The sequence below is a fragment of the Lentibacillus sediminis genome (assembly GCF_002763455.1).
In the GTDB taxonomy this organism is placed as follows: domain Bacteria; phylum Bacillota; class Bacilli; order Bacillales; family Amphibacillaceae; genus Lentibacillus_D; species Lentibacillus_D sediminis_A.
Window position 1 is genome coordinate 248,694 of the sequence record NZ_NIXK01000006.1, and the last position, 20,664, is coordinate 269,357.

Genomic DNA, 20,664 nt, shown 5'->3' on the forward strand with positions numbered 1-20,664 from the left:
GGGTATTTCCGGAGCGGGAGGTCGAGCTACATTATTAAAATGACAACCGCACCGTATCCCGGGCAATCATAACCTCTTCATTCGTCGGAATCACAATCACCTTCACCGGCGAATGCGGGTAGTTAACAAACTGTTCCTTCCCACGCACATTATTCAATGCCGGATCCCAGTAAATTCCCATAAACTCCAGTCCATTTAATACTTTTTCTCTAATACCCACACTGTTTTCTCCAACACCTGCCGTGAAAATAATCGCATCCACACCAGACATTCTCGCTGAATAGGAGCCGATGTATTTGTGGATCCGGCCGGCAAAGACATCCAGTGCCAGCTCAGCCCGCTCATTTTCTTCCGCCTGCTCTTCAATATCGCGCAAGTCGCTGGAAAAACCGGACAATGCCAGCATGCCGCTCTCTTTATTCAGTACCTGGAGCACTTCATCAGCGGTTTTTCCGGTTTTTTCCATAATATATGGAATCAATGCCGGATCAATATTCCCGGAGCGTGTGCCCATTGTAACTCCGGCAAGCGGCGTGAAGCCCATGGAGGTGTCCAGGGATTTGCCGTCCTTGATCGCAGCAATGCTTGCCCCATTCCCTAAATGACAGGAAATCAGGCGCAATTTATTCAATGGCACATCCATTAGCTCAGACGCTCTCTCCGATACATATTTATGTGAAGTGCCATGGAAGCCATATTTGCGGATGCCATATTCCTCATAATACTCATATGGCAGGCTGTACAGATAAGAAGATTCCGGCATTGTCTGATGGAAGGCTGTATCAAACACGGCAACCATTGGCACGTTCGGCAAAATTTCCTGGAACGCGCGGATGCCGGTCAGGTTCGCCGGGTTATGCAATGGGGCAAGTTCGGATACTTGATCAATTGTCTCGACAACCTCTTCCGTGATTTTTACTGAATCACTGAAATGCTCCCCGCCATGCACCACGCGATGGCCGACTGCATCAATTTCATCAAAGGAATTGATCACACCGGAAGATTCCAGTTTGCTCAGCAGGAGTTTTACCGCCTTTTCATGGTCGGCGATATCTTCCACGATTTTATCCTTATCGCCTTCAGTTTCCATTGTAAAGACAGAATCATTCAGCCCGATCCGTTCGATCAATCCTTTTGCTGTTACCGTCTCGTCCGGCATCTGAATGAGCTGGAATTTCAGTGAGGAACTCCCAGCATTTATTGCTAAAATGTTGCGCATGATGTGTCAACTCCCTAACTTGTTAATCATTATGTTTTGCCTTATAATCGGCAAACCAGCTGTTCATCTGTGCCATGATGTCCTGCATCGCATGGGCATTCTTGAAAGATGGCATCTGGACGAGCAGCGGCTGTTTTGGCGCACTTGTCGCCTCGCCCTGCTTCTGCAGGATCAGCAGGCTTTTCCTGTTTTTATCCGATTTAAAGGCACTTTCCGGCAGCTGCAGCACACCGACAATATGGGCATTTTCCTGCAAATAGCGATGCAGCTTGTCTGACTGGTCACTGTTAAACAGGGATTCGGGGATTACCAGCACTAAGTATCCACCGGCTGCCGTATAATTCAGACTCTGCTCCAGCAGCAAGTGATGGGCATAAGAATGACCCTCATCTGCTTTTAGCGCAAAATCACTGGCGCGCAGATCGTCCGGGTAATAGCCCACCGGCAAATCAGCGACGATCAGGTCGACTGGGTCAAGCAGAAATGGCCGCAGACTGTCCTGATGGAAAAATTCAACCGGCTTCTGCTGCAGATTGGCATTAAGCACAGCCAGCTTAATCAAGGTCGCATCCACTTCGCCGGCATAAGCCTCTGTCGGCTGCTTCAGCTGCCCCAATACGGTTGTGATCAAATTTCCCGTTCCGCTGACAGGATCAAATACCCGCAAGCTCTCTTTCCCCTGTGTGAGCTTTTCCGCCAGATATCCAGCCAGCAATGCCACCGTGTCTGGAGTCATTAAATGCTGCTGCTGTGTCGATCCCTGCATTCCTTTTAATATAGCTAACTGCACCGCTTTTCGGATATCATCTGTTTTGAGCTCAAAAGAATCGATATCCTTTAAAGTATTCCCCAGTTTTTGCGATAGAATATCATCTGCTTCTGCGGGCACCTCCCGATGAAATAGCATGTCCATCGTATATGCCAAACTGTCCAGATATGGCAGATCTTCATGCTGCTGAATGAGATTCGTCGTCTGATCGAGCCATTCAAACAGCCGCTCCACTTGATTTGCACCTTCCACAATACCCCTCCGTTCTCCGTCTAAAGCGTCTCTATTGTATCAGATTGGCTTAATGGATGAAAAAATAATGGGTTTCCCTTCCAAATATTGCTTTCCCGACAGCAAAAATCTCCCCCGTATAAAGACGGGAGAGAAATTCCTTATCATCCGGGCATGCTGCTGCTTCTCATGAACGGCATTGCCTTTATGGAACTAATCTATTATGAAGCATTGTTCTTCGGTCTGTCCACTGATACGAATTTATCGCTGGGACAGCGTTCGATTTCACACCAATTAAATATCATAGTTAGACTGAAATTTAATTTTCTTGGACTCCTTTGAACCAGAGTTTGATCCCGGGTCCCCCGAACCTGAATCCGAGCCTGAGCCCCCTGAGCCAGAGCCCGAACCAGACCCAGAGCCCTTACCCTGCTGGGATTGTGCAGAATCTTTTATCATTTGTTCCACTTTTTCAACGACTTGGGGAGCAAATTCCAGCATTTTCTCGTAAATATGGGTATGCTGATCAAGATGCACCATTTTAATGCCCTGTTTGCTGATGATCAAAAAGGCGACTGGCGTAATCGAGACACCGCCACCGCTGCCGCCGCCAAATGGCAGGGAACCGCCGCCGCTTGAATCCCCCTGGCTATCCTTTGCCTGAAATTCACTCCCGCCTGCTGCGAAACCGAATCCGAGCTTGGAAACCGGGATGATCACACAGCCATCTGGAGACTCAACCGGGTCCCCGATGATCGTATTGACTTCTACCATGTCTTTCAGGTTTTCCATCGCTGTTGTCATTAACCCTTGAATCGGATGTTCACTCATACAGATCCTCCTTGCTTTTGATACTTTTGCTTTTTCTGTAAGTGTCTAAATCAAATGATGCCTGTCACCCGTGTCCCGGCGCTCCGCTGACTGGCTGCTGCAGTTTGCGTTGGGAGCGTATCATTTTAAGGAATGCGTGTATAGCTTTTCCCAATCGGACAGACACCATACAGTTTAATGAAGAAGCAACATATCGCCTCTGAAAATCCGGCTCGACCCGAATCACCGGCGTACACTCAAGATTTCCCCTAATTATTCCAAGAATCATGCCCTTTCCTGCCCAAACCGCCCCGGTCACCGTCCCCGTGCTAGCCGCGTCTCCCGTGCCGCCCTCCGTTTTCCACTCGAGACGATGTATGTATACGATCCGCAGTATAAAATCGGCCATTTTTTTCATCTCCCTTACTGTCTGCAGGCCTTGCTTGAGCTTATTCGGTAATTCGGAAAAATCAAGCTGCCAACCTTCCTCTTCCTCCTGCATATCGATTTCCTTTTTCATTAAATGGATACCAAGCAAAGAAACAGCAATAAAAAGTTTCTGTTCCCCACCGGTGTATGTATAATCACAGGTAATATACAGACGGGCAAATAATAATAAAATCACTGCCGCGGTAAGGATTATGGCGATTATTATCCAAGCCATTTTTTCATCCCCTTTTTCTCATAATAAGAAGTATAAAATTTGGGCGCTATTAATATCCTTTTCAGCTAGGGCTACGTCCGGCCCCAGCGCCCAGCAACTAGCAAATCTTTTCGGTGGGGCGAGCATTTAGCGCAGCCCCAAACTTCACACTCCTCCACTACGATAAGTCAACATCGGCTCGTTAAGTAAAGAAAGGCCGACTAAGTTCGGCCTTTGCGGCCAACGTCGGCATATCCCTTTTGCAGGGGCATGTTTCCTTTATCTCATTGCGGAGAGAGGAGGTTCGATTAAAACCGCCGCTATGCGCGGCAACATCGAACCACCTGGCATGGCCAGGCGCAGTTTGTACGTTGCTAAACGGGCGCTTCCGCCTTTGTTCATATTCTGCTGCAAGCCGTCCGTTTTAACCGGATATTTTTGGGAATGATTTCAATAAGGTGGTAAAATGTAAATACCATAACTAATGGAGGTAACAGAATGACAGAGCGAAACAACATCTTTTTTTACAATCAGGAAGCCGCCCAGCAAAAGCTGAAGCCGGTGATTGATTTAGCAAAGGAAAACGATTTTACGATTGTGGACAATCCCAAGGACGCAAATATTATTGTCAGCATCGGCGGAGACGGCGCTTTTCTGCAGGCCGTGAGAAAAACAGGATTCCGCCAGGATTGCCTGTATGCCGGCATTACGCATTCTGACCAGGCGGGTCTGTACTGTGATTTTAATCTGGACAACTATAATGAAATGCTTTATTCCCTGCAGCATGAAGAAAAGGAAGTGCGGCGCTTTCCGGTGATTAATGTTCAGATCAACGGCGAGAATGAATACAAATGCTTGAATGAAGTTAGTGTGCGCTCGGCTATCATTAAATCGATTGCCATTGATGTGCATATCGATGACCTGCATTTTGAAACGTTTCGCGGGGATGGCCTGATTATCGCAACACCGACAGGTTCAACCGGCTACAACAAATCGACCAATGGTGCAGTGATTGACCCGATGATTCCGAGCGTTCAGGTTTCTGAGCTTGCTTCCCTGAACAATAATCGCTACCGGACGCTTGGTTCCTCGTTTGTGTTAGGCAAAGAGCGCACCCTGAATCTGAATATTGTCCAGGATGGCAACGACTACCCGATTATCGGTCTTGACAACGAAGCTTATCCGGTCCAGAACATTAAACAGGTAACAGTAACACTGAGCGATGATGTCGTTAAAACGGTTAAACTGAAAAATAATTCCTACTGGGATCGTGTGAAACGAACCTTTCTATAGAACGCAAAAAATTACGGGCAATTCCTGAATCAGGAATTGCCCGTTAGCCATTAGATGATTAAGTTTTAGAATTGTTGTCCGCCAAATTGCTGTTCAGCAGTTTGAACCAGACGTTTAGTAATTTCTCCGCCAACAGAACCATTGGCACGGGAAGTGGTATCTGCACCAAGTGACACACCAAATTCTTGAGCAATCTCCGTTTTCATTTGGTCTAAAGCTTGTTGAACACCAGGCACTACTAATTGATTCGAGTTGTTATTTGCCATGTTAGTTCACCTCCTTGGTACACTTAGAATGTGTGAAAAGGAGACAAACCATGCAACCAATTTACTGGAAGTTGTTGTTAGTTTGCCAAGATTTTTCCGTTGTAAAGAAAACCCGTTTTGTCGCCAATCTTATAGCGTGTGCGCCTTACAATAACTCATCAAACGCCGAAGCAGCCTTCTGTTCATCTGTCATCTTCACGGTCTCTGTTCCTTCCACAGCTTCTGCAATCAGCTCGGAAAAGTCCTTTTTTGCCTCAAAGGCATTTACTTTGTCCCGCCTTGGCCTTGTTTTAGGAGACTTCGGCACAAAGATCGTGCAGCAGTCTTCATACGGCAGGATTGATGTTTCATAGATCCCGATTTGCTCGGAAATCTCGATAATCTCCTGTTTATCCATCGTAACCAGCGGGCGGATAATCGGATAATTCGTCACTTCATTAATCGTATTCATGCTCTCCATCGTCTGGCTTGCCACCTGACCGAGATTTTCTCCTGTCGTCATAGAGAGGATCGATTTATCCCGGCAAATCTGTTCACTGACGCGCAGCATTATCCGCCGCATAATCGTCATCGCATAGCTGTCCGGCATTTCGCGGAAAATTTCCTGCTGCAGCTTGGTGAATGGGACAATATGGACCTTAATGGAACGGCCATATGCCGTCAGCTGCTGCGCCAGATCCAGTACTTTCTGTTTGGCGCGCTCACTGGTAAACGGCGGGGAATGGAAATGGACGGCCTCCAGCTGCACGCCGCGCTTCATGGCAAGATAGCCGGCAACCGGGCTGTCTATCCCGCCGGATAAAAGCAAGAGCGATTTGCCTGATGTGCCGACGGGAAGTCCGCCAAGCCCCGGGATCACCGTGGACGTAATATAAGTAGCTTCCAGTCGGATCTCCACGTTAATTTCCAGATCTGGCCGGTGCACATCCACCGTATAGCTCTCGGTATTGGAAAGCAAATGGCCGCCAAGCACCTGGTTCATCTCCTGGGAACGCACAGGAAAATCCTTGGCAATCCGTTTGACCGACACTTTAAATGTGCGGACATTTTCCCCGTTTTGTAATGCATAAAGAGCTGCATCTTTAATTGCTTCGACTTCATTCTCGACTTTTACTGCCAGACTGAGACTTTGAATACCGAAAACATTTTTGCACGTTTCGATAATTGGCTCCGGATCGTGGCCATTCAGCAAAACAAACATCCTCCCTTGAGTGCGTGTGACTTTGGCTTCCGGAAACCTTCCTTTTAATTTTTGCTGGATATTTTCCTGCAGCTGAATGATAAATTTCTTGCGGTTCTTTCCTTTTAATGCCATTTCTCCGTAACGAATTAATAAATGATCAAATTCCATATCTATCTACCTCATGACTTCCTTGAATTGTTGAATTGCCTCTGAGAGGGCTTGTATAAATGTTTCCAGTTCAGCCTGCGTGTTTTCGTAAGACAGGCTGACACGCAGTCCTGATGTGCTCCGACTGCTTTCAAACCCGCACGCTGCTAGCACCTTGCTTTCATCCTTCTGTTTCGACGAGCAGGCGGATTTAGTGGAAATGAAAATCTCCTTTTCCCCAAGCATATGAATGATTACTTCCGGTTTCACGCCAGGCACGGAAAAATTGATAATATGCGGTGCGGCATCGGCAGGTGAATTGATCTCCACCCCGGGCAATTTCGCTAATTCGCTGCGCAAATAATCCTGCATGCCTTGGAGCCTTTTGGCCTGATCTGTCTCTTTTTGCTTTATAAGTCTCAGCGCCTTGGCCATCGCCACCGCTCCGGCAAGGTTTTCCGTACCGGATCTGAGCGCCCGCTCCTGCTCCCCGCCGTGCATTAGTGGGAATAATCTCGTGCGTTTATCGACATACAAGATCCCAGTCCCTTTCATTCCATGGATTTTATGCCCGGAATACGTGCATAAATCAATCCCGCTGTTTTTAAGCGTTAGGGGCATTTTTCCCAGACCCTGCACATCATCGACATGGAAAAACAGCTTCGGATGCTGTTTGGCAATGTTGCCGACTTCCCTGATCGGCATGACAGAGCCGATTTCATTATTCACATGCATTAAGGTAATCAAAATTGTGTCAGGCCGGATGGCACGCTTGACATTGGCAGCCGATACCGTCCCATTTTCATCAACCGGCAAATAGGTAATGTTAAACCCTAACTTTTCGAGACTTTGGCATGCTTCATAAACGGCAGGATGTTCCACCTCGGAGGTGATGATATGTCTGCCCCTGTCCTGATGCTCAAGCGCAATTCCTTTTATCGCCATATTGTTGCCCTCGGTTCCGCCAGAAGTAAAAACGATCTCTGCCGGTTCTACCTTCAGTGAATCGGCGACCTGCTTTCTGGCAGCATGCAAAAGCTGCTCTGCTTTTCCGCCGAACTGATGGATGGAAGAAGGATTGGCAAAAAACTCCCGAGCTACCTGTTCAAAACTGGCAAGCACCTCGGGATCGGGCTGTGTTGTTGCACTGTTATCCAAATAAATCATATTGCGAAACTCCTTTTACACATAGAGAGAGGCTGACCTGGGGCAATTGATATCCAATAGCATTCGCCCAATGACAGCCTTTCATCCGTATATCTATTATTAACTTTTCGGTTGATTGTGCTTACTTAATCTAACCGCGACAATTAACTTTTTACCAATGTCTGGTTTTCTTCAATTCGTTTCAATGCTCCTGGTTCGACTTCCTCTACCGCTTTTGCCGCATTTTCCAGCGCCAGCTCATATTCGAAAGAGCGGAATAACCGCTCGGCCTCGGCCAGTTTTCCGGCAAGCAGCGGATATTGGCTGCGGTATCTGTTGGCATATTGAATGACTTGTTCTGTCAAAAATGCCTGTTCCAGCATCAGGTCTGTCTGTTCAAAGACTTGGTCAACTGCCTGCTGTGCTTCATTCAGCTGCTGCTGCACCTCCACCATGTCCAATGGCTGTTTCTCCAGCGCGCGAAGAACCCGCTCATTGCGGTCAGAGGCACTCTCCATCAGATTCCAGATATGACCTGGCACGCCAGGCAAATTACTTTTCTTCAGCTTTTTGCTGATCGTATACAGCTGATGGCGCATTTCCACCAATTTTTCTTTGGCTTCCAGCTCGTCCTTACGCAGATTGTGGATTCGCTGCCTGAATTCATCATGCTCTTTCTGCAGTTCCGCAATCCGCTCAAAACCCTGCTCGACATTTCCGCGCATTTCCGAATGGGAAGCGCTCTGTTCCTCCAGATACTGCTGCAGTTCATCCAGCTGCTTTCTCAAAGCGGTAATTGTTTTTTCCAGGGATAAATACTTTTCCATATCGCCGTCTTCCACATGATACGCTTTTCTTAATTGCTCGACCTCTTCTTTGGTAGTAAGGAAGGTGGTGGTCAGTTCGTTCAGCGATGCTTCGTAACTAGGGATCTTGGATTCCAGGTAGTTCTTTGCGATGGCTTCTTTTTCTAAAAGATCATACATTTCCTTGATCCGTTCTTCGATATCTGCAATCATTTCTTCCACTTCGGCTGTCTCGCCTTTTTCCATGGACAGGGCCGTTGTCTCCAAACGTGCCTGGTAGTTGTGGATTTCCTTTTCAAAATTCAGGTGGCCGACATGGTAGCCGTCCTCTTTCATCTCCTGCAGCCCGGTAAGCAGGTTGTCCAAATCCTGCGGCAGCTCGTATTTGCATTTCTTGTACAGGTCAGGGAATTTCTCAATCTGCGCCTCCTGCTCAAGAAGCTCACCCCTAAGCTGTTCAACAAGCTCTCTCGCCTGGGAATAATCTCCAGCTTGACTCCGCTCATGATACTGGGCAAGCAACTCTTCCAGCCGGTCGATTTCTGCTTCAAAATGCACATCCGATTTGCCAAACTGATAGCGGTTTTGCGAAATTTTTTTGCGCAAAATTTTAATGCTTGGCTCCAGCGCCTCGATTTCTTTCCGGCTCGTTTTCTCCGAGTCCATCAAGTCATCCACTTCCTGGAGCATTTCCTCAATGCGTTTTTCGATGGAACGCAAAATGCTGTCCGTTTCTGCGAGTGTCTTCTTCGCTTTAGGAAATCGGTAGCGGTCAGCCGCCTCTTCCGCATCAAATAAATGCTCTTCAATATCGGGAAGCTCTTTGGTCACGATCGTTTCCCAGCGTTCCTTCCATGCTTCGAATTTTTGCTGGGTTTCACCGGATAAGTTGAGACTTTTGATCCGACTAAGCTGGGATGCAATATTCCGATCCATTATATCCATTTTCCAGGCCTCGTATTTGTCCACACTGTCATATACCCGCTTGCGTAGAATAAGGCCGACGATAATAAGTACGATGATTACAAGAATAATTCCGATGAAATATGCCATGTCTACCTATGCCCCCTCACGATACCTGAGAAAAGCGCCGTTCCCGCTTCACGTCTGGAACGATACGCTTCTATAAGAAGTTGTGTCAACAACTTAAAAACCGATTTAATAATATAGTCTCTATGATACCATGTTACAGGCATTTTTGGCTAAAAAAATACAAAAAAATTGATAATCCGTCATTCTTTTTGCTTAAGTTTTTTACTGAAACTGGATTTTTTTCTGGTTTTCCCTCGTCGTCTAGATAGATATAAACGGAAATGCTGCTGATAACTTTCTCTGCGGGTATGGCCACGTCCAGCTCCAGCGACCAGCGACTAGTGGACTTCCTTCACCTCCGTACGATAAGTCAACATCGGCTCGAAGTTTAAGGAAAGTCGGCTAAGTTCGGCCTTTGCGGCCAACGCCGGCACACCCCTTTTGCAGGGGCGTGTTTCCTTTATCTCCTCCGGCTCAGTCCAGCCCATACGTCGCTAAACGGTCGCTTCCGCTTTTGTTCTGCAAAATAATAAAATCGAGCCATTGGTGAATGGACCGAGCGTATTTTTTGGCAAAAATCTGGTGGGAGTAGTCGCCGATCACCTGCTCCTTCCATTCGTTTTGCAGCATATATGGGGTCATCAGCATGCCCTTCAGCTGCATCAGCAGAAACTGCCGGTCCGGGTCTTTGCGCTTCTGTTCCTCAAGCGCGGCAAAGAAAGTGTTACTGATATAGAAATTTTCTTTTGCCAGGTAAGTGACGGCCATTTCCCGTACAAACACCGAATCCAACGACAGTTCGCGGTGCACAAAACAGGAGAATTGATGGCGGCTTTGTTTATACTGTATAATAGACGAAATTAAATCTTTGATCTTTTCCAAGGCAGGCAGAGACTCGTCCTGCTCCAGTGTTTCTTCGATGGTTTGCAGGTAGGCCTCATAGTATTGGGTGACCGCATATTCGAGAAGTCCCTGCTTGCTTTTGAAGTAATAGCTGATCAGGGAAACATTGACAGAAGCTTTGTCGGCAATATCCCGGACAGACGTGCCGCTGAACCCTTTTTGAAAAAACAAGGACGATGCAGCGTCAATCACTTTTTGTCTGGAAGGATTCTTTTTCATCATAATCAACTCCTTATATCACCAATACGACAAGAGAGGCAGCTTATCCTGCAAGTTTCGCTCGACAATTAACACACCTTTGTCGAAGGGGCGCGGGTTAGGTTCTTACTTTATTATGAAAGGAAAATGTATATGTTTCAAGCAACTGCGTATTCCGGAACGAAAGCCGATGGATATCAACTATTATTAAAGCAGCTCGATGCACTGATGGAAGATGAAACAGATGAGATCGTGATTCTTTCCAATGCCTCAGCCTTGCTGAATCAGTTTTTAGATGAAGTAAACTGGGTAGGATTTTATCTGTGGAAAAATGATGAACTGCTTTTAGGACCATTTCAGGGTCTGCCTGCCTGTGTGCATATTGCGTACGGAAAAGGTGTATGCGGCGCGGCTGTGAAAGAACAAAAAACCCAGCGTGTCGCCGATGTCCATCAGTTCCCAGGCCACATTGCCTGCGATGCAGCAAGCAGATCAGAAATCGTTTTACCGATGAACGTGAACGGCTCGATCTATGGTGTACTTGATATCGACAGTCCAGTGACAGACCGGTTTGATGAGACGGATCAGGTTCATTTGGAGCAGTTTGTGCGGAAGTTGGAAGGGTTGTTGAGTTAGGAGATGGCGCGAGTGAGTGCTCGGCCTCTCACGGACAAATTTTGTTCCGATGAGCACCTAAATGTCTAGTAGGGACCTCCTACTAGACAACTCTCGTCGCGATCAGCGTTCAAATGTCTAATAGAGACCTCCTACTGGACAAAAGTCACGCCGATCACCCCTCAGTTGTCCAGTAGACTGACGTTTCCACCTCCCCGGCAAGCCATATACTACAAATCACTTAAAGCCTCCAATTCAATTCACCCTTGACTTCTCCCCGCCAAACCTATATACTATTCTTTGTGTAAAATAATAAGGTAGCCTAAGTGAACGACCGCTTGCACCCATTTTGTTCCTTAATTCTCACAAAAGAGATAAGGTGTATCGTGTAACTCTCTGCTGCTGGAGCGATGGTACATGAAAACATAATGGACAACGGAACGGACACGCTCATTTATTTTATGCAAATAAAATAAAAAGGAGGAAATGTCTATGGCACGCTATACTGGATCAGTATGGAAAAAATCACGCCGTCTTGGCATTTCATTAACCGGCACTGGCAAGGAATTGGATAAACGTCCTTACGCTCCTGGTCAGCACGGCCCAAACCAGCGCAGAAAAGTATCTGAATACGGACTGCAGCTGCAAGAAAAACAAAAGCTTCGTTTCATGTACGGATTGAACGAACGTCAATTCCGCACATTATTCGATAAAGCTGGCAAAATGAAAGGGATCCATGGTGAAAACTTCATGACTCTTCTAGAGTCTCGCCTTGACAACCTTGTTTACCGCTTTGGCCTTGCCCGCACTCGCAGACAAGCACGCCAGCTGGTAAACCACGGTCATGTAACCGTTGATGGCGGTCGTGTGGATATCCCATCTTACACTGCTAAACCAGGCCAAGTTATCGGATTGCGCGAAAAATCCAAAAACCTGGACATCGTGAAAGAAGCAGTAGAAGTGAACAACTTCGTACCTGAGTACCTGACTTTCGACGAAGATCAAAAAGAAGGTACTTACAGCCGCTATCCGGAACGTTCCGAGCTTCCAGCGGAAATCAATGAAGCACTGATCGTTGAGTTCTACTCTCGTTAAGGCAATTGCTTCGTAGAATTGTATTTACCCCCCTAATCCTTGTTATATAAGGGATTAGGGGGGGGTTTTTTTGTTATTCACTTGTTGGTAAAGTAATGCAAAATAAACGAATCATTTCACCAAAAACGAGGTAATTCATAAGATATGCCCTCTTCTTTCTTATTCAATGACTAAAATATAGTTTTACAATTGGCAGATGCCATAGGGTACAAATTGTATAATACTTTACAGGTAAGGAATCCGTTTTGATCAATCTTATTTCAAAACGGTTTTTTTAAATTACCTTAAAATGTAAATCCACACGATGCTTTTGAAATTTGCAGTAAATAACCTTTCTCACCCTCCTTTATGACACTCTTTTTTCCAGCAAAAAAATAATCTCTTTAAACAAAAGGAGGTTTCTTTATCATTTGTCATGACAGTACATATGATGTGATAGGAGGTATCCTATATGCCTAATCAAAACAAACGAAAATCTAATGTTAACTCATACACGACAGCTGATTTATTAAGCGATCGTAATTTAGAAATCATCGCTGCTGCATTACTTGTTACCGGGAAACTTAGAATCGATTATGTTTCGATTTATCGGGATGAGCCAGCGATTGATGTACTCCTTACGGGAGCATTTCTGCAACCGAATTCTAAAAACAAAAATATGGATCAAATGGCTAAATTTCTAAAAGAAAACGGCAATATGACAGTTGATGACATTATAGGAGCGATTAATCAGCGTTTAAATGAATAAGCAAGGAAGGAGAGGTTTTAAATGTTAGGGGAATTTGATGGATTAACTTTTAATCATGGAGTTGTATTTGTTGTACTAATTGCTTTGCTTATATTCGGAACTGTTGCTGGTGGAAACGTTATTCAGGATCCAAGTCAACCACAGCAAACATTGTAATAATAAAGAAAAACAACTCACCAGGCAGAATTTGAAACCACACTAATTAAAAATACATGCGCGACGGGAATTATCATAATCAGGATGCCATAATTTAAGAATCACTGAATGATTGAGTCCTCCCCACCTTAAGTTTCATACATTGAAAATAGAACCCCTCCAATCTTTGGCAATCAAGGGTTTGAGGGTTTTTATGTGTAATCAAGAAAAGCATTATCATGTTCAGACACTGTAATTGTTCCGGTTGTCTGAGGGATGCTCATAAGTTGATTGAAGTCTGTATCATCTTCAAATAGCTTCCGTATCTGATCTTCACCTTAAATAAATTAGTTTTCCGGATTCTTCTAGCTTACGTTTATATTATTAAGTGTCTTCTGTACCATCTGCTTGGACCAAATACAGTGAAAAGAACTACGACTAATCCAGTGATTGTTACGCCTAATTTGGAATAATCCCTCACACCTCCTCTTAGCCTTTTTTATTCTCGGCTTTGCAAATATTCCTGTTCTTCTTCCGGACTTAAAATTCCTGTTGCTCGGCCAACCGTGCCACCCTGCATCTCCCATATAACGTTATGATCTTCGTCTACTCTTGAAAAATCGCCAGCCTTCCAGCGTTCTAAAATATCCTTGTAAACATCTAAATCAGTTAGTTCTCTCTTATTATCTTCCAGTCCCAACCCGTCTAACAGCCATTGAATACGGCTATCCGTAATCTCATAGAATCCCCATTTTTCACTTGCATCCACTTTTTGATGACTCATGCCATGGATATATTCCCGATAATCAATGTCTGTTAATTCCTCCTGGGATTTACTTAGACCGAATGGATTCAACCCCTGTTCAGCAAATTCTTCTAAATCTTCCTCAGTAACCGTTCCACCGCTATTTTCTCTTGCTGCTTCCACAGTTTCATCCTCGTCCCCCTGTGTATCTGAACCAGCAGTATATATATAAAGGCCAATTGCCACTACTGTAATTGAAGCTATAATCCATATAATTCTTCTCATTTTGGCCATCCTCTTTTTTTATATTTTTAAATCATCTAACATTTTAACAATTGATTTTAAAAATATCAATGATGGGATGGCTGTGCAAATTCTCTTCTGGCCATACCTCGTCTCTAAAAATCTCATTTATTTGATCAGACTTGCCAAAAACCTTTACAATGAATCGATTATTATTCTCCCGTAGATAAAAGATATTTTTTGGTGATGCCATCGAACTCTCCAATCAAAACAGGTTACTGCTCATTCGTACTATATATAATTGCTCCCTCTGGCAATTTTGTGGCCATCCCTTTTTTAATGGTTTCCAGTTTCTGTTTTTTGTAAATGTTTTCTCCTCTATCCACTCAACTCCATGTATATAACTGTTTCATCAGCCAGTTCTATCAGGTCTGCATCAGGATTAAGATCCAGAACTTGATCTCTTGTCAGCTTTCCGCCGTAATTATCAGAGCAGCCGACTAAAAGTAAAAGAAATAAAAGGGAAATTGGTGTTTTAAAATCACTTTTGAACTCCCCCAATGGCGTAAAACATTCTAAATACCTCTTATTAAGTAATGCGGCTCCTTATTGTCAGTCTACCGCCTACGAAACCCTCTAATCGAATCCCCAATAATATAAGAAAGACGTATCCTGCTCAGCCAGGAGTCCAGCTCGCTTGCATCATTTGATTTATTATGAGGCAAATAAAGCAAGCCATCCGCCTTCGTAAACCCGATGCTCTCCTTCCCCCACGCCTCTCTGACAATCAGCGGCCATTCGGCATCCGTCATTTTTGCCGCAGATTTCTTCACTATTAGATCCAATGCTCGCCGACTCACGCCGCAAGAGCCTGCAGCAATATCCACTTCCTCCCCGAATTCTTCAGAAAACATCCTATTTGTCATGCGTTCTGTTTCTCTCCACTCCAGAGGATGAGTGGAAAATGCCTTTTCTGTCCTTCCGATAATCAAATAATCGTTTGCCATGATTTGTTTTTGAATCTGTGGAAATTCTTCAGGGTGATGTAACGCCCAGGTGATTAATCGGTCTAAATCACAATAATGGTAAAAAGCGTATTTGTATGGTTGAACCAGACGTAAGATATTTCTTCTTGCGTTCGCTGCCCCGTTCTTCCCGACAGTAAACACAGAAAATCCTGCCTGCTTCAGTAATTCCCCGATATCAGCTGGAGTCTGGTCACTGATGGCAACATACTTATGTTTGTAATAATTTCTGAGGATAGAAACTGACTTCTTTAATGGCTGCCGGATCAGTCCATCTTTATCATGAATGATAGTAAGCAGTGCAATGTCGCTGTTCAATTAACCTCTCCCCTGCGTTGGACTTGTTTTATTAATAAGATGTTATAATCATCGTCTTTCCGATATTTATTCACCCATAAATTTTAGATTTTTTTACTATCCCATCATATTCTACTATTAAAACGGAATACTGCTGATTAGTATTGTATATAAAATCCCTCACAAATTAAGCATAATTTTAACCTCACTTGTTTAGTTTTTTATAATAATAGACTGAAGTACTTATTAATCCTAAGATAAAAATAATAAGGATCAATAAAAATTCCATCTCCCCCTTAATTACTTTTGGTCCAAAAACCAGTAGATAAGCCACAAACAATGCAATATTAAAATACAATAATAATTTATAAAGTTTCATGTAATTTCCTTTCGATGTTTTTATTCAACCTATAAGCTTACACATCAGCTGCTGATCGCTCATTTGCATGTACTCCTTGTCTCGGCTTCGTCCCCTATTTCCTAAACCAAGCCAAACCACCACCAAGCAAAAGAATCGAGCTTACAGCAAGCACACTCATCCCCAGCCAAGGCTGAATGTCGCTATTATTCAAAACCGTCGCTAATTCACCATTCGCTATTTTGCCAGCATTCAAATACGTAAATGGAAGATAGTGGGCAATCTCTCCAACACTTGTCGCCAGGAAATACCCTCCTGCTGCAACAAAAACAGTCAGAATAAAAGTGGTCACCGTATTCCGTGTAAAAAGAGAAAAGACCAGGGAGAGCACCAACAAGAACAGGAGAGAGGCTAACACCAAAAGCCCTGTCTCGACCAGATAGCTGCCCATCGTTATAAAATGAAATCCGCCTTCCAGACTGGTCAGCCCGTCATAATTGTCCACCTCCGCAATTTCCGTCGCATCATAATGCAATACTGGAAATGCCCAATCGCCAAACCGGTCACCTGCCGTTCCGAGTAACACCATACATGCCATCAGACCAATTGTGATTCCCAGTGCCGCCGTGATCGAGACAGCAGCTTTTCCTGTAAACATGCGGCCTTTGGAAATCGGCTGGGTTTTCAGGAAATCAAGGGTACGCTTTTTGCCTGTCTCCGCAGCAAACCCAAACCCAAAGAGAAACACAAGCAGACCCAAAGGAACAAGGTAAATAAACAGGTCAAAAAAGGTATATAGATAGAATAGCCCGGTGGTATCGATCTTCTGGGTCTCCCGCTTCCATTCCATTTCATCAAGCCGGTTGGGAAATGACTCATAAATGGTATACATATACTCAGACGGCAGAACAGGCTCCAGATTCCTCTCTGCCAGGATTTCTTTTTCTGCAATGCTCGTATTAAAAGTGAAGGTGGTCACCGAGGGTTGAAAGATCTGATCTTCAAATTGGATTTCTCCCTTCCACAACCGATTTTGATAAATCCAATAATCGTAATACGTCTTCCAATTCTCCTCGTGATAGGCAGCTAACATTTCTTTCGTTCGCATGAGATATGAATGGCTGTACTTAAGGCTCTGTTCGACCGCAGGCGCCGTCGTTTGAGCCCTCTCTAACTGCATTTCTTCCATTCGATCAAGCGTTTGCTTCTTCTCCAGCTGTTGAATCACTTTTTTTGCTTCTTGTAATCTTTCCTCATCCGTAGGGATTATGGTATCTTCATGAACATTTATCGTTCCATTGATTCGTTGTAAAAATTCCTGTTCTCTCTCATTACTTTGGAAAAAAATAAGAACATACCCGCCAACAACCATCAGCACAAATATCACAAGCAACTGTTTCACCAACCCCTGCCGCCATAATTTCCGCCATTCAAATAACAGCATCGCCTTTAAAGGAGTAGGCTGCTTGATTGTCTTTCCTTTATGATATGGAGACACTTTGTGCGCTTCCATTTGGAGAGAGATCTGCTTTTTCTGAATCCAATAACATAAAATAAGTATAAGGAATGTATAGACAAAAAGCAGCCCCGCAAATACAAAATGTCCCTCCGGTTGTTCAATCCGCTCCGTAAAGGAGAAATAATAAAAAGGATTCCATACCGCCTGCAGATTTCCTATTTGACCAGTTAGTAAATTTCCGCAGAGAAGCACAAGCAATGTCAAGATCAAGGTACTGAATCTGTTTCTAAAAAGCAGGCTAATGAGCAGTGCAAGACTGAACGCAAAACTGGCACTCCCGATGAAGAGAAAGAGCAGTTTCCCTATATATTCCAGGATGGTGATAAATTCAAATCCGTCTTCCAAGATAACCAATTGTGGGTAGGCAAAACTTCCAATATCCTCCCCATAAGCCAGCGGAAGAACAAAACTAGCTGTCAGAAAAATACTAAGGAAAAACAATGTGGAAGCCATCATACTTGCATATTTACCTAGTACTACAGACCATTTCTTAAATGGCTGGGTATACAGGGTGCTAATTGTGCGTTGATCAAATTCCTCACTCAATGTGCCGCCTAGTAGAAAAACAAGCAGAAGCACACCGTTAAAACTCATCAGCGCACTGGCAGCGATCTTCATAAAGTTAGCAGATTGAAGCGAATAATTTGCGTCCTCATAAGGTAATTGCTGCATAATCAGAATCGCATTTTTCTCTAAGCGCTGGGACAGTTCCTCGCCCTCAAACGATGGAAAATCGCCGCCTGATTCCAAATGGGTTTGGACTGTATCCAAAAACTGATACTCCAATTTGGGAACCCGACCCCACTGATCGTTTTGCAAGGCATTCTGCAAATCATGAAAAGAAGCACTCATTTCCTGTACATTGGCAAATTGCGCTTGAAGGATTTCATCATCCGGATTATCATTTGCTTGCTCACGAAGTTCATTTTCCAGAGACAACACATGTTGAGCGTGAGGAGTGACCATGAACTGTTCCGCATTATTGCCTATCTCGCTCTGCATCCAGACATTCCGAAAAAACATCCCGCTTACAAACAGCAAAACCAGTAAGGAGAGGATGACAAACTGTTTTTTTCTCCAATTCTTTTTAAATTCAAACTTGAAAAGCTGCATGTGGGTCATCCTTATCGGCAAAGATCTTTCGATAGCGTTGTTCGGATCCTGTCTTCCTCTGTTCAATCCCAAGTATTTCAATATCATGCGCCTGCAGAATCTCTAATACGTTATGTAATAGACGGTCTTTATCCGGAAATTTTAATTGGTGATTCTCGATGGTGATAGGCATTTGATGTTTTTCTAATGTCTTCATTGCCAATGATGGCTGATCAACCGTGATAAAATAGTGAACCAGTTCAAATAATGAGAGTTCTTCTTTTATAAGACGGCCATTCTTTAAAAATAAGATATTCGAAGTTACACGATCAATCTCCCCCAGATTATGGGAAGATAATAGAATGGCAGTTCCCTCTTTTTCCAGCTGTAATAAAAGCTCACGAATTCGGATAGCACTTGTTGGATCCAAACCGTTTAGTGGCTCATCCAAAATCAGCAATTTTGGGCGATTAATCACCGCCATAGCCAGCAGCAGGTGCTGTTTCATACCCAAAGAATAATTCTTCACACGTTTATTCAAATAGGGAGCGTTTCCAATTCGTTGCGCTGTCTCTTCAATTCTTGTCTTCGGCAGTGCTTGTGCATCCGCAATAAATTGCAGATGGTCATAGCCGGTTAAGTAATCATATAATACCGAGGTGTCCTGCATAAATGATATCTCTTTAAAAATAGTTGGATCTGTGTTGTTCTTGCCTAAAATGGTAACCCCCCCGTGATCGGCATGAAGCAGGTTGGTGATGATATTCAATAACGTGGATTTTCCTGAGCCGTTTGGACCTATAAGGGCTAGGATTTGTGGTTTATGTATCTCAAAGGATATAGTTTCTAATACGCGTTCTTTTTTGTAGGATTTTTGGATGTCTTCTACTTTCAATATCACTTCTTAACCACCTTTCATAGACAGGGCATAATTCAATGGAACTAAGAATGCTAAATTCTTAGTTCACTCTATTATGATCATATTACACTTACTTCAAATTTTAAATATGCATCTCGGCATAATATAAAGAGGATGCTTTAGGGAATGAATAGTTTGCTGAACCTTAAAATGTTTTAAAGAGGCATTCCATGCCTTAAAATTTATCAAGGTTTTAGATGACGTTACTTCTACGTTTTGGATATAACCCTTCCTCCCGTTTTTTTATCTGTTGGATTATCAGCAAGTCATCAAAATTATGAAAGAGGTCGAAGTGATTCTGAAAAATATCATTTGTTTTACATGAAAGGGAGGACCATAACATACTTGCAACAACTTATAAAAGACAGATGACCTTCCTTTATCAGAAAGATATATGGAGAATGCCATAACGATATTTTTTTCACTTAAAGGTAAATGGGGGTATTTTAAAAAAGCGGAAAATGACTTAGCTAAACTTCGGGAATACAAAGAAGCAGAAGTCTAAGTAATTTTTTATTTTGTAATGTAAAAGCAGTTGCAGCACAAGACTGCATCCGTTCCCTTCCATTTAGCGCAGGAATTTAATCAAATTGCGGACCATTTTAACACTGAACTTTTATGGATTGATGGGATCAGCTAGAAGATCAAATATCGTCCCTGTGCTCTTTTTCGGAGCTTATTCGCGGCAAGGTAACCCACTATCCCTTTTTCTACAATTGAATCGGTCGACTTCTTCACAAAGTATGAACAATTAAATTGCTTAAATTGACATTGCTTAACAATCGCGATCGTTTTCTGTAAGGTCGTTACCACATTAACATTTCTACATTTGTGAAATACCACTTGCAAGTAAACTGAATAAGAAACTTATTGTTGTTAACCCAGCAATAGGCATTGCAAAAGCTTTGTTATTTCTAAATTCATTAACTGCCGCAAATACCCCAATCAAGCACAAAACCCACCATACAGGGACAAATATTAAATCTGCAACGTTCACAGGTAATAACGAATAAGCACCTGTGAGGAAAAGTAACCAATTCAATGCCAATAATCCTAGAATGCCATATGATATTTTATGGGGGGTTGGTCTCTTATCATTTTTTTTAATAATAAAGTAGCTTGGAATAACTAATATTAAAAGTGCAATCATCCCTACAACTACTCCAAATATAAATGTAAAAGTCATACCACCGCTCCTCCGATTTCGATAATCCATTCACAAAAGTA

Annotated in this window: 19 protein-coding genes; 5 read left to right on the forward strand and 14 right to left on the reverse strand. The window is 43.6% G+C overall.

Annotated features, from left to right (window positions below):
* Positions 1 to 34 precede the first annotated feature (34 nt).
* From CEG13_RS12020 to CEG13_RS12035, 4 genes are all read right to left on the reverse strand, one after another.
* Positions 35 to 1,219, reverse strand: a complete 1,185-nt coding sequence (locus CEG13_RS12020) for an acetate kinase (RefSeq protein WP_100012125.1) — start codon at positions 1,217 to 1,219, stop codon at positions 35 to 37.
* A 22-nt stretch (positions 1,220 to 1,241) separates the two neighbouring features.
* Positions 1,242 to 2,240 carry a class I SAM-dependent methyltransferase gene (locus CEG13_RS12025; RefSeq protein ID WP_100012126.1) on the reverse strand — a complete coding sequence of 333 codons (999 nt, stop codon included), beginning with the start codon at positions 2,238 to 2,240 and terminating at the stop codon, positions 1,242 to 1,244.
* A 273-nt stretch (positions 2,241 to 2,513) separates the two neighbouring features.
* Positions 2,514 to 3,050: a GerW family sporulation protein gene (gene ytfJ, locus CEG13_RS12030; RefSeq protein WP_100012127.1), complete on the reverse strand. Its 537-nt coding sequence runs from the start codon at positions 3,048 to 3,050 to the stop codon at positions 2,514 to 2,516.
* Positions 3,051 to 3,114: 64 nt separating this feature from the next.
* Positions 3,115 to 3,693, reverse strand: a complete 579-nt coding sequence (locus tag CEG13_RS12035) for a DUF2953 domain-containing protein (RefSeq protein WP_100012128.1) — start codon at positions 3,691 to 3,693, stop codon at positions 3,115 to 3,117.
* Positions 3,694 to 4,170: 477 nt separating this feature from the next.
* Here CEG13_RS12035 and CEG13_RS12040 point away from each other — a divergent pair, with 477 nt between their 5' ends.
* Entirely contained in the window at positions 4,171 to 4,965 is a 795-nt protein-coding gene (locus CEG13_RS12040; RefSeq protein ID WP_100012129.1) for an NAD kinase, read from the forward strand.
* Positions 4,966 to 5,030: 65 nt separating this feature from the next.
* Here CEG13_RS12040 and CEG13_RS12045 read toward each other — a convergent pair whose 3' ends face one another.
* The 5 genes from CEG13_RS12045 to refZ all read right to left on the reverse strand — a co-directional run bounded on the left by CEG13_RS12045 (position 5,031) and on the right by refZ (position 10,670).
* Positions 5,031 to 5,231 carry an alpha/beta-type small acid-soluble spore protein gene (locus CEG13_RS12045; protein WP_100012130.1) on the reverse strand — a complete coding sequence of 67 codons (201 nt, stop codon included), beginning with the start codon at positions 5,229 to 5,231 and terminating at the stop codon, positions 5,031 to 5,033.
* A 145-nt stretch (positions 5,232 to 5,376) separates the two neighbouring features.
* On the reverse strand, positions 5,377 to 6,582 hold the full coding sequence (thiI, locus tag CEG13_RS12050; protein WP_100012131.1) for a tRNA uracil 4-sulfurtransferase ThiI: 1,206 nt from the start codon (positions 6,580 to 6,582) through the stop codon (positions 5,377 to 5,379).
* Between the two features lie 6 nt (positions 6,583 to 6,588).
* Positions 6,589 to 7,728: a cysteine desulfurase family protein gene (locus CEG13_RS12055; RefSeq protein ID WP_100012132.1), complete on the reverse strand. Its 1,140-nt coding sequence runs from the start codon at positions 7,726 to 7,728 to the stop codon at positions 6,589 to 6,591.
* Positions 7,729 to 7,871: 143 nt separating this feature from the next.
* Complete coding sequence (gene ezrA / locus CEG13_RS12060) at positions 7,872 to 9,566, reverse strand: septation ring formation regulator EzrA (protein ID WP_100012133.1); 1,695 nt, start codon at positions 9,564 to 9,566, stop codon at positions 7,872 to 7,874.
* A 453-nt stretch (positions 9,567 to 10,019) separates the two neighbouring features.
* Entirely contained in the window at positions 10,020 to 10,670 is a 651-nt protein-coding gene (gene refZ, locus CEG13_RS12065) for a forespore capture DNA-binding protein RefZ (RefSeq protein ID WP_338033010.1), read from the reverse strand.
* Positions 10,671 to 10,799: 129 nt separating this feature from the next.
* Here refZ and CEG13_RS12070 point away from each other — a divergent pair, with 129 nt between their 5' ends.
* From CEG13_RS12070 to CEG13_RS19260, 4 genes are all read left to right on the forward strand, one after another.
* Positions 10,800 to 11,282, forward strand: coding sequence for a GAF domain-containing protein (locus CEG13_RS12070; protein WP_100012135.1), 483 nt, complete (start codon positions 10,800 to 10,802; stop codon positions 11,280 to 11,282).
* 471 nt (positions 11,283 to 11,753) lie between these two features.
* The gene (gene rpsD / locus CEG13_RS12075) at positions 11,754 to 12,356 is read left to right on the forward strand and encodes a 30S ribosomal protein S4 (protein WP_100012136.1); all 603 of its coding nucleotides are present in this window, start codon (positions 11,754 to 11,756) and stop codon (positions 12,354 to 12,356) included.
* A 451-nt stretch (positions 12,357 to 12,807) separates the two neighbouring features.
* Complete coding sequence (locus CEG13_RS12080) at positions 12,808 to 13,104, forward strand: hypothetical protein (RefSeq protein WP_100012137.1); 297 nt, start codon at positions 12,808 to 12,810, stop codon at positions 13,102 to 13,104.
* Between the two features lie 21 nt (positions 13,105 to 13,125).
* On the forward strand, positions 13,126 to 13,260 hold the full coding sequence (locus tag CEG13_RS19260) for a hypothetical protein (protein ID WP_275661806.1): 135 nt from the start codon (positions 13,126 to 13,128) through the stop codon (positions 13,258 to 13,260).
* A gap of 478 nt (positions 13,261 to 13,738) precedes the next feature.
* On the opposite strand, the gene CEG13_RS12085 is transcribed toward CEG13_RS19260, so the two are convergent.
* The 5 genes from CEG13_RS12085 to CEG13_RS12110 all read right to left on the reverse strand — a co-directional run bounded on the left by CEG13_RS12085 (position 13,739) and on the right by CEG13_RS12110 (position 20,623).
* Positions 13,739 to 14,269: a DUF6241 domain-containing protein gene (locus CEG13_RS12085; RefSeq protein WP_100012138.1), complete on the reverse strand. Its 531-nt coding sequence runs from the start codon at positions 14,267 to 14,269 to the stop codon at positions 13,739 to 13,741.
* A 575-nt stretch (positions 14,270 to 14,844) separates the two neighbouring features.
* Positions 14,845 to 15,570 carry a hypothetical protein gene (locus tag CEG13_RS12095; protein ID WP_100012140.1) on the reverse strand — a complete coding sequence of 242 codons (726 nt, stop codon included), beginning with the start codon at positions 15,568 to 15,570 and terminating at the stop codon, positions 14,845 to 14,847.
* Between the two features lie 452 nt (positions 15,571 to 16,022).
* Positions 16,023 to 18,539, reverse strand: a complete 2,517-nt coding sequence (locus tag CEG13_RS12100) for an ABC transporter permease subunit (RefSeq protein WP_158234678.1) — start codon at positions 18,537 to 18,539, stop codon at positions 16,023 to 16,025.
* Positions 18,520 to 19,419, reverse strand: a complete 900-nt coding sequence (locus tag CEG13_RS12105) for an ABC transporter ATP-binding protein (RefSeq protein WP_100012142.1) — start codon at positions 19,417 to 19,419, stop codon at positions 18,520 to 18,522. Before CEG13_RS12105 ends, CEG13_RS12100 begins: the two co-directional genes overlap by 20 nt.
* 841 nt (positions 19,420 to 20,260) lie before the next feature.
* Positions 20,261 to 20,623 carry a hypothetical protein gene (locus CEG13_RS12110; protein WP_100012143.1) on the reverse strand — a complete coding sequence of 121 codons (363 nt, stop codon included), beginning with the start codon at positions 20,621 to 20,623 and terminating at the stop codon, positions 20,261 to 20,263.
* Between the last annotated feature and the right edge of the window lie 41 nt (positions 20,624 to 20,664).

Bases quoted from the DNA above. Each gene is read 5' to 3' on its own strand.
- CEG13_RS12020 (WP_100012125.1), bottom strand. From the start codon at position 1,219: ATGCGCAACATTTTAGCAATAAATGCTGGGAGTTCCTCACTGAAATTC.
- ytfJ (WP_100012127.1), bottom strand. From the start codon at position 3,050: ATGAGTGAACATCCGATTCAAGGGTTAATGACAACAGCGATGGAAAAC.
- CEG13_RS12035 (WP_100012128.1), bottom strand. From the start codon at position 3,693: ATGGCTTGGATAATAATCGCCATAATCCTTACCGCGGCAGTGATTTTA.
- CEG13_RS12040 (WP_100012129.1), top strand. From the start codon at position 4,171: ATGACAGAGCGAAACAACATCTTTTTTTACAATCAGGAAGCCGCCCAG.
- CEG13_RS12045 (WP_100012130.1), bottom strand. From the start codon at position 5,231: ATGGCAAATAACAACTCGAATCAATTAGTAGTGCCTGGTGTTCAACAA.
- thiI (WP_100012131.1), bottom strand. From the start codon at position 6,582: ATGGAATTTGATCATTTATTAATTCGTTACGGAGAAATGGCATTAAAA.
- CEG13_RS12055 (WP_100012132.1), bottom strand. From the start codon at position 7,728: ATGATTTATTTGGATAACAGTGCAACAACACAGCCCGATCCCGAGGTG.
- ezrA (WP_100012133.1), bottom strand. From the start codon at position 9,566: ATGGCATATTTCATCGGAATTATTCTTGTAATCATCGTACTTATTATC.
- refZ (WP_338033010.1), bottom strand. From the start codon at position 10,670: ATGATGAAAAAGAATCCTTCCAGACAAAAAGTGATTGACGCTGCATCG.
- CEG13_RS12070 (WP_100012135.1), top strand. From the start codon at position 10,800: ATGTTTCAAGCAACTGCGTATTCCGGAACGAAAGCCGATGGATATCAA.
- rpsD (WP_100012136.1), top strand. From the start codon at position 11,754: ATGGCACGCTATACTGGATCAGTATGGAAAAAATCACGCCGTCTTGGC.
- CEG13_RS12080 (WP_100012137.1), top strand. From the start codon at position 12,808: ATGCCTAATCAAAACAAACGAAAATCTAATGTTAACTCATACACGACA.
- CEG13_RS19260 (WP_275661806.1), top strand. From the start codon at position 13,126: ATGTTAGGGGAATTTGATGGATTAACTTTTAATCATGGAGTTGTATTT.
- CEG13_RS12085 (WP_100012138.1), bottom strand. From the start codon at position 14,269: ATGAGAAGAATTATATGGATTATAGCTTCAATTACAGTAGTGGCAATT.
- CEG13_RS12100 (WP_158234678.1), bottom strand. From the start codon at position 18,539: ATGCAGCTTTTCAAGTTTGAATTTAAAAAGAATTGGAGAAAAAAACAG.
- CEG13_RS12110 (WP_100012143.1), bottom strand. From the start codon at position 20,623: ATGACTTTTACATTTATATTTGGAGTAGTTGTAGGGATGATTGCACTT.